Origin of the sequence: Microcystis sp. Msp_OC_L_20101000_S702, from assembly GCF_007095705.1 — a bacterium.
GTDB classification, from domain to species: domain Bacteria; phylum Cyanobacteriota; class Cyanobacteriia; order Cyanobacteriales; family Microcystaceae; genus Microcystis; species Microcystis ichthyoblabe_A.
The window spans coordinates 1-6,210 of the sequence record NZ_SFBO01000217.1; the positions used below are offsets into that span (position 1 = coordinate 1).

Annotated in this window: 7 protein-coding genes; 3 read left to right on the top strand and 4 right to left on the bottom strand. The window is 46.5% G+C overall.

The genetic code is table 11. The features are described 5' to 3' along the window. Positions 1-122: 122 nt before the first annotated feature. Positions 123-287 carry a hypothetical protein gene (locus EWV60_RS21925; RefSeq protein WP_287234744.1) on the top strand — a complete coding sequence of 55 codons (165 nt, stop codon included), beginning with the start codon at positions 123-125 and terminating at the stop codon, positions 285-287. Between the two features lie 5 nt (positions 288-292). On the opposite strand, the gene EWV60_RS21930 is transcribed toward EWV60_RS21925, so the two are convergent. Next, a complete protein-coding gene (locus EWV60_RS21930) occupies positions 293-463 on the bottom strand; it encodes a hypothetical protein (protein WP_223211047.1) in 171 nt (56 codons plus the stop codon). A 326-nt stretch (positions 464-789) separates the two neighbouring features. Between EWV60_RS21930 and lepB the strand changes: the two genes are divergently transcribed. Further along, positions 790-1,392 (top strand): signal peptidase I, encoded by a 603-nt coding sequence (lepB, locus tag EWV60_RS21935; RefSeq protein ID WP_287234747.1) that lies wholly within the window; start codon positions 790-792, stop codon positions 1,390-1,392. 53 nt (positions 1,393-1,445) lie between these two features. On the opposite strand, the gene EWV60_RS21940 is transcribed toward lepB, so the two are convergent. The 3 genes from EWV60_RS21940 to EWV60_RS21950 form a co-directional block, all read right to left on the bottom strand. Then, positions 1,446-2,417 carry a ribose-phosphate pyrophosphokinase gene (locus EWV60_RS21940; RefSeq protein ID WP_043998328.1) on the bottom strand — a complete coding sequence of 324 codons (972 nt, stop codon included), beginning with the start codon at positions 2,415-2,417 and terminating at the stop codon, positions 1,446-1,448. Between the two features lie 204 nt (positions 2,418-2,621). Beyond that, the gene (typA, locus tag EWV60_RS21945) at positions 2,622-4,415 is read right to left on the bottom strand and encodes a translational GTPase TypA (protein ID WP_130758283.1); all 1,794 of its coding nucleotides are present in this window, start codon (positions 4,413-4,415) and stop codon (positions 2,622-2,624) included. A gap of 152 nt (positions 4,416-4,567) precedes the next feature. Further along, positions 4,568-5,272 (bottom strand): DUF1997 domain-containing protein, encoded by a 705-nt coding sequence (locus tag EWV60_RS21950; RefSeq protein WP_287234752.1) that lies wholly within the window; start codon positions 5,270-5,272, stop codon positions 4,568-4,570. Positions 5,273-5,396: 124 nt separating this feature from the next. Here EWV60_RS21950 and EWV60_RS21955 point away from each other — a divergent pair, with 124 nt between their 5' ends. After that, positions 5,397-6,056, top strand: coding sequence for an SDR family oxidoreductase (locus EWV60_RS21955; protein ID WP_069474613.1), 660 nt, complete (start codon positions 5,397-5,399; stop codon positions 6,054-6,056). Positions 6,057-6,210 lie beyond the last annotated feature (154 nt).

Genomic DNA, 6,210 nt, shown 5'->3' on the forward strand with positions numbered 1-6,210 from the left:
ATCTTTCTCTAAAAAAATGGAGAATCACGTTGGGGAACCCTTTGGTATTTTATCCATGACTACAATGCACAGCAAAGCAAAGGATTAAGCCGCCATCACTACTACCGAATCACCACCCAGCCGTGATTAATTACAAGAATACGCAAGAGGCTAATCAGCAAATACCGCAAGTACCGCAAGAGATGAAGAATAAAGCTAAGGCAGTCAATATTAATCAGTGGTGTCCTCGTCGAGAGTTAAAACCAGTGGAAGACCCGAAAATTTACGATTACATAGAATGTAAGTGAGTGAATTACTGAATATTAACTTCGAGATATTGAGGTCGATAAGTACGAACGTAATTCAACACCTGGTCGAGATCCGCTCGGTTGGTCAGGGCGATACACCATGAGGTTCCGTCTTCGCCATTGGGTTTTTCAAAGGACGGATCGTAGTGACCCACATTCCGCACCCTAAGTGTCACAACGTCTTAAAAGAGGAAGGGGCGTGAGCCAAAATACTTATCTAGAGGAGTTATACCATTTTTCTTTATTCGCGTCACAACGAATGCAGGCTTGGCAAGCATTCGAGCGTGGATGTCTGTCATGGATTTAGAAATTTGGTATAATCTTACCGTTTTCTACCCCCGAGGAAATTCCCCTTCCGGCAGCAGAATGCGGCCTTGACAAATTAACCGTGATCCGGTATGTGTGGGAAAATTGTCTTAAAATATTATCTACGCTGCTACTATCACTAAACTAGAAAATTAAAGAGCGCATTAGCTTAATCCTTCTCAAAAGTTAAAATTCTATGGCTGAAAGCTTGAACCATAAATCCGAAAAACCTTCTCCCCCTCCCGTACCCCAAGAAAATCCTTGGCTAGAAGCAGTTAAAACCATTGTCACGGCTGGAATTTTGGCCTTTGGCATCCGCACTTTTGTGGCTGAGGCCCGTTATATTCCCTCTTCTTCCATGGAACCCACTCTCCAGATTAATGATCGCCTAATTATCGAGAAAGTTAGCTATCATTTTCAGAAGCCAGAACGGGGTGATATAGTGGTTTTTAGTCCGACAGCCGCTCTCAAAGCTCAAAATTTTCAGGATGCTTTTATTAAACGGGTGATTGGACTGCCGGGGGATAAGGTGCAAGTCAAAAACGGTTTAGTTTACGTCAACGGTAAAGTTTTAGCGGAAAAGTATATCGCCGAAGAACCTAATTATACTTACGGACCGGTGACAGTTCCCCCCGATCAATATCTGGTTTTGGGCGATAATCGCAATAATAGTTATGATTCCCACGCTTGGGGCTTCGTTCCCCGGGAAAACTTAATCGGTCGCGCCGTGGTGCGTTTTTGGCCCTTCAATCGTCTGGGAGGACTTGACAAACCCGACGCTTCCACAAATCAGAATTAATGTCAAGAAAATAAATATAAAAATTCCCCCTAAAACTAGGGGGATTCGGCCATCTATTTGAACATATTACTCACGGAATTATCCTCATGGATGCGCCATATTGCCTCACCCAGAATCGGGGCAACCGGCAAGACTTTCAGTTGCGGGAAAAAATGGTCTTGTGGGACGGGAATCGTGTTAGTAACGATCACCTCCTCGACTATGCCACTGGATAAACGCTCGATCGCAGGACCGGAAAAAACCGGATGGGTGGCACAAGCATAAACCTGCCGCGCCCCTTTGGCTTTCAGTAACTGCGCCCCTTGAGCGATCGTACCAGCCGTATCGATCATATCATCGACTAAAACCGCCGTTTTATCCTTAACATCGCCGATCAAGTTCATCACTTCCGCCACATTATGGGTTTGCCGGCGTTTATCAATAATTGCTAGGGGCGCATCACTGAGTTTTTTGGCAAAAGCCCGCGCCCTGGCCACCCCACCCACATCGGGAGAAACCACCACGATATCGGGTAATTTTTTACTGAGAAGATAGTCCACCACCACTGGGGAACCGTAAACGTGATCGAAGGGAATATCGAAATAACCTTGAATTTGGGACGAATGCAAATCCATGGCCAACACGCGACTTGCCCCCGCTTCCGTGATCAGATTAGCCACCAGTTTAGCGGCGATCGATTCCCGGCCGGCGGTTTTGCGATCGGCGCGAGCATAACCATAATAGGGAATTACGGCGGTAATTTGTCGGGCAGAAGCACGACGACAGGCATCAATCATGATCAACAATTCCATCAAGTGATCGTTGACGGGATTGCAACAGGGTTGAATTAAATAGACATCACAGCCGCGGATCGATTCCTGAATCTGGATGTACAATTCACCATCGGCGAAACGTTTACGAATCATCGGCCCCACATCCATACCCAGATAACGGGCCACCTCTTGGGCGAGAGATACATTAGCGGATCCCGAAAAGAGACGCAGACGATTGCTGTCCGACGCGGCGGGAAACATCGGATGTCGCATCAAAGTAGCAGAATAGCTCACAGCAGATTCTTTACCCTCAAACTCAAGGCACTTTTTTCTATCATCTCAGTTTTGTTGAAAATCTGAGTGGATTTCTTTGTTAGATCTCGATCATAACCAATTACCGATCATCTTCGAGCCATTGCTGCCCCTTTTAGCAGCAACGGCCATGGCAAAATTGCCGCCGGATTTTGTCAAAACCGATTAACGTTTGGCTAACTTTTTCACCGGTAATTTACGCAGACGGATCGATTTCGGGGTAATTTCCACCAACTCATCTGGTCCGATGTATTCGAGGGCGCGTTCGAGACTCATATCCACGGGGGATTGTAACTGAACCAATTCATCCCCGGTGGCGGAACGATGGTTAGTTAACTGTTTAGTTTTGCAGATATTGATCTCCACGTCTTGGGGCCGGTTGCTTTCGCCGATAATCATGTTTTTATACACTTTTGTCCCCGGAGTAATAAAGAATACCCCCCGGTCCTCGGCGTTTTTGAGGGAGTAGAAAGTGGCGACTCCTTCCTCAAAGGCAGTAATCACACCATTGTAACGGGTGGCTAATTCCCCGGAGAAAGGACGATATTCGAGAAAACTATGGTTCATAATCCCCTCACCGCGACTCAGACGGATAAATTCCCCCCGGAAACCGATTAAACCCCGGGCCGGAATCACGAATTCCAATTGAGTACGGCCATTGCTGCCCGTCTGCATATCCTGCATTTCCCCTTTCCGTTGGCCAAGACGTTCGATACTGGAACCCACCGCTTCTTCGGGTACATCTAAAACGAGGTATTCGTAGGGTTCGCAGGGTTGACCGTTAATTTCGCGATAGATAACCTGCGGCTGCGATACTTGGAATTCGTAGCCTTCCCGACGCATGGTTTCGATGAGAATGCCTAAATGTAGTTCTCCCCGGCCCGAAACCAGGAATTTCTCGGCAGAATCACTTTCTTCCACCCGTAGGGCGACGTTAGTTTCTAATTCTCGCATGAGACGATCGCGAATTTGCCGCGAGGTGACAAAAGTGCCTTCCTGACCGGCAAAGGGAGAATCGTTCACCGAGAAGGTCATTTGTAGGGTCGGTTCATCGACTTTAATTAGGGGTAAAGCTTGCGGGTCATCGGCTAAAGTTACGGTTTCCCCGATGTTAGCGTCGGCAAAACCAGCCACAGCGACGATATTACCGGCGCTGGACTCGTTTAATTCCACCCGTTTGAGGCCTTCAAAACCAAGAAGTTTTGTTATTTTACCCTTGACAATTGCGCCCGTATCCTTTACTAAAGCAGCCTGTTGACCAGCTTTAATTACGCCGTTATGGATGCGGCCGATAACGATGCGTCCTAAGTATTCCGAATAATCGAGGGTGGTTACTTGCAACTGTAGAGGTTTGTTAATGTCCCCGGCCGGTGGTGGAACGTGGTGTAAAATCGCCTCAAACAGGGGCTGCATATCTTTGTCTTCGTCTTCGAGGCTTTCTTTGGCGAATCCTTGCATCCCGGAAGCGAACAGAGTAGTAAAATCACATTGGTCGTCATCAGCACCCAGTTCCACAAACAGATCGAAAACTTTGTCCACGGCTAGGTTAGGATCGACGTTAGGGCGATCGATTTTATTGACCACGACAATCGGTCTTAATCCCTTTTCTAGGGCTTTTTTCAGCACAAAACGCGTCTGGGGCATCGGCCCCTCGTTAGCATCGACAATCAGGATACAACCGTCCACCATACCTAAAACCCGTTCCACTTCGCCACCAAAGTCGGCGTGACCGGGAGTATCGACGATGTTAATCAGGGTGTCTTGGTAACGAACGGCGGTGTTTTTGGCCAGAATGGTGATACCGCGCTCTCTTTCGAGGTCATTGGAATCCATGACGCAGGTGGGTACATCTTCCCCTTCTCGAAAGATTCCCGACTGTTTGAGGAGTGCATCGACGAGGGTGGTTTTCCCGTGGTCAACGTGAGCAATGATAGCAACGTTACGGATAGGCAGAGACATAAAATATTGAAGTAGTCTTAGGTTTATTTTTACGAGTAAACATTTCTTAATAATTCTAGCTTAGACTGACCAGCACCGTTAGCAAATCTTTATTTTTCCTTGGTTTCCCATCAGCAAGCTCTACTGCTTACTGTTGACAGACTCCCCAAACCCTAGGCAAGCAACCCACCCTCGTAGGGGTCGAGACGATAGAAAAGACAACTGGAGGCAGGGGGTAGGGGTAAATTGAAGCTAGAGTGAAAATCCTCTTGAACTTTGTAGGTTAAGCGGGGGGAAACTTGGCGAACAATTTGTGTCAACAGTTTATCACCGGTTTTTTGGAGAATGGAACGGGGAATTTTATGAATAAACTTGGGAAACTTAACCATAACATCCATACGCAGTTCCCAGGTGACTTGGGTGATAACCGCCGGAATATCCCGTCCCTGTTGCCGAAAAATTGTCTCAATTTCCTGACTAGGAGAAGATAGGGGCATTTCCTCTAGTTTCATAATTGCCTGATAATCCACTAGATAGCCCAAAAACGGTTGATCGGGAATGGGAACACTGCGAGTATGATAGACTCCATTGACGGGCAGCTCCAGAACCACAGCGATTTTCGGCTCCAGTTCATAGCCAAAAGCTCCATATTTACCGATGGTGATGATATAACCATTGTCACCGAAGGGCAGAGTTTTCATCGGTTCGGCACAACGACAAAACCAACCTTCGTGAGCGCCCAGATAATCGGCAACCTTGTCCTGATTGCTATACATATCCATAGAGCCAGCAAAACGGGTTTGAAAACCGAGAAATTGATTGTCTTCTTTGACTTCTACAGATTCGCGAGCTAGGGAGTTAATGGGGGGACACTGCATGACTTATAAACCTGGCAAATGATAGTGTTAGAAAAATTTGGGGATTAACCGCCAAAGGATCGGGGAAATTTGTAGAATTGAGATTAGTGTAACGTATTGTTAAAAACCATTTGGTCAAGAAGCGATGAAAGCATTTGTAGCAGGAGCCACAGGGGAAACGGGACGGCGAATCGTTGCCCAATTAGTCGAACGTCAGATTCCCGTCCGCGCTTTGGTGAGAAACCGCGAGAAAGCGGCGGAAATTTTGCCAGCAGGGGTGGAAATCGTCGTCGGAGATGTCCAACAGGCCGATAAGTTAGAGGCACTCATCGCTGATTGTAGCGTTTTGCTATGCGCCACGGGAGCCAGACCGAGTTTTAATCCCACGGAACCTTTGTTAGTGGACTACTTGGGAACTAAAAATCTCATCGATGCCGCCAAAAAGAAAGGAATCGAGCATTTTGTTCTCGTTACTTCCCTCTGTGTATCGAACTTTTTCCACCCCCTCAATCTCTTTTGGTTAATTTTATTCTGGAAAAAACAAGCGGAAGACTATTTAATCAATAGTGGACTAACCTACACGATTGTGCGCCCCGGAGGCCTTAAAAACGATGATAATCTTAATGCCATTAAAATGTCATCCGCCGATACCCTTTCTGAGGGCAGTATTCCCCGCACGAAAGTGGCCTCGGTTTGCGTAGAATCCCTATTTTATCCCGCCGCTAACAATAAAATTATCGAAATTGTTGCTCCCTCAGATGCTCCCAATCTCGATTGGACTCAATTGTTTCAAAGTGTCGGCTAAACAGTTATCAGTAATCAGTAATCAGTAATCAGTAAGGCTCTTCGTTGCTCTTTATGCTAAATCAACAGACAAGATGCCAAGATAACATACTTCTAACCCAAAAATTCCGAAAGTTTCTAAAGCCATAGCCTCTCCGTTTTATTAGTTTAAGTTT

Bases quoted from the DNA above. Each gene is read 5' to 3' on its own strand.
- lepB (WP_287234747.1), top strand. From the start codon at position 790: ATGGCTGAAAGCTTGAACCATAAATCCGAAAAACCTTCTCCCCCTCCC.
- EWV60_RS21940 (WP_043998328.1), bottom strand. From the start codon at position 2,417: ATGCGACATCCGATGTTTCCCGCCGCGTCGGACAGCAATCGTCTGCGT.
- typA (WP_130758283.1), bottom strand. From the start codon at position 4,415: ATGTCTCTGCCTATCCGTAACGTTGCTATCATTGCTCACGTTGACCAC.
- EWV60_RS21950 (WP_287234752.1), bottom strand. From the start codon at position 5,272: ATGCAGTGTCCCCCCATTAACTCCCTAGCTCGCGAATCTGTAGAAGTC.
- EWV60_RS21955 (WP_069474613.1), top strand. From the start codon at position 5,397: ATGAAAGCATTTGTAGCAGGAGCCACAGGGGAAACGGGACGGCGAATC.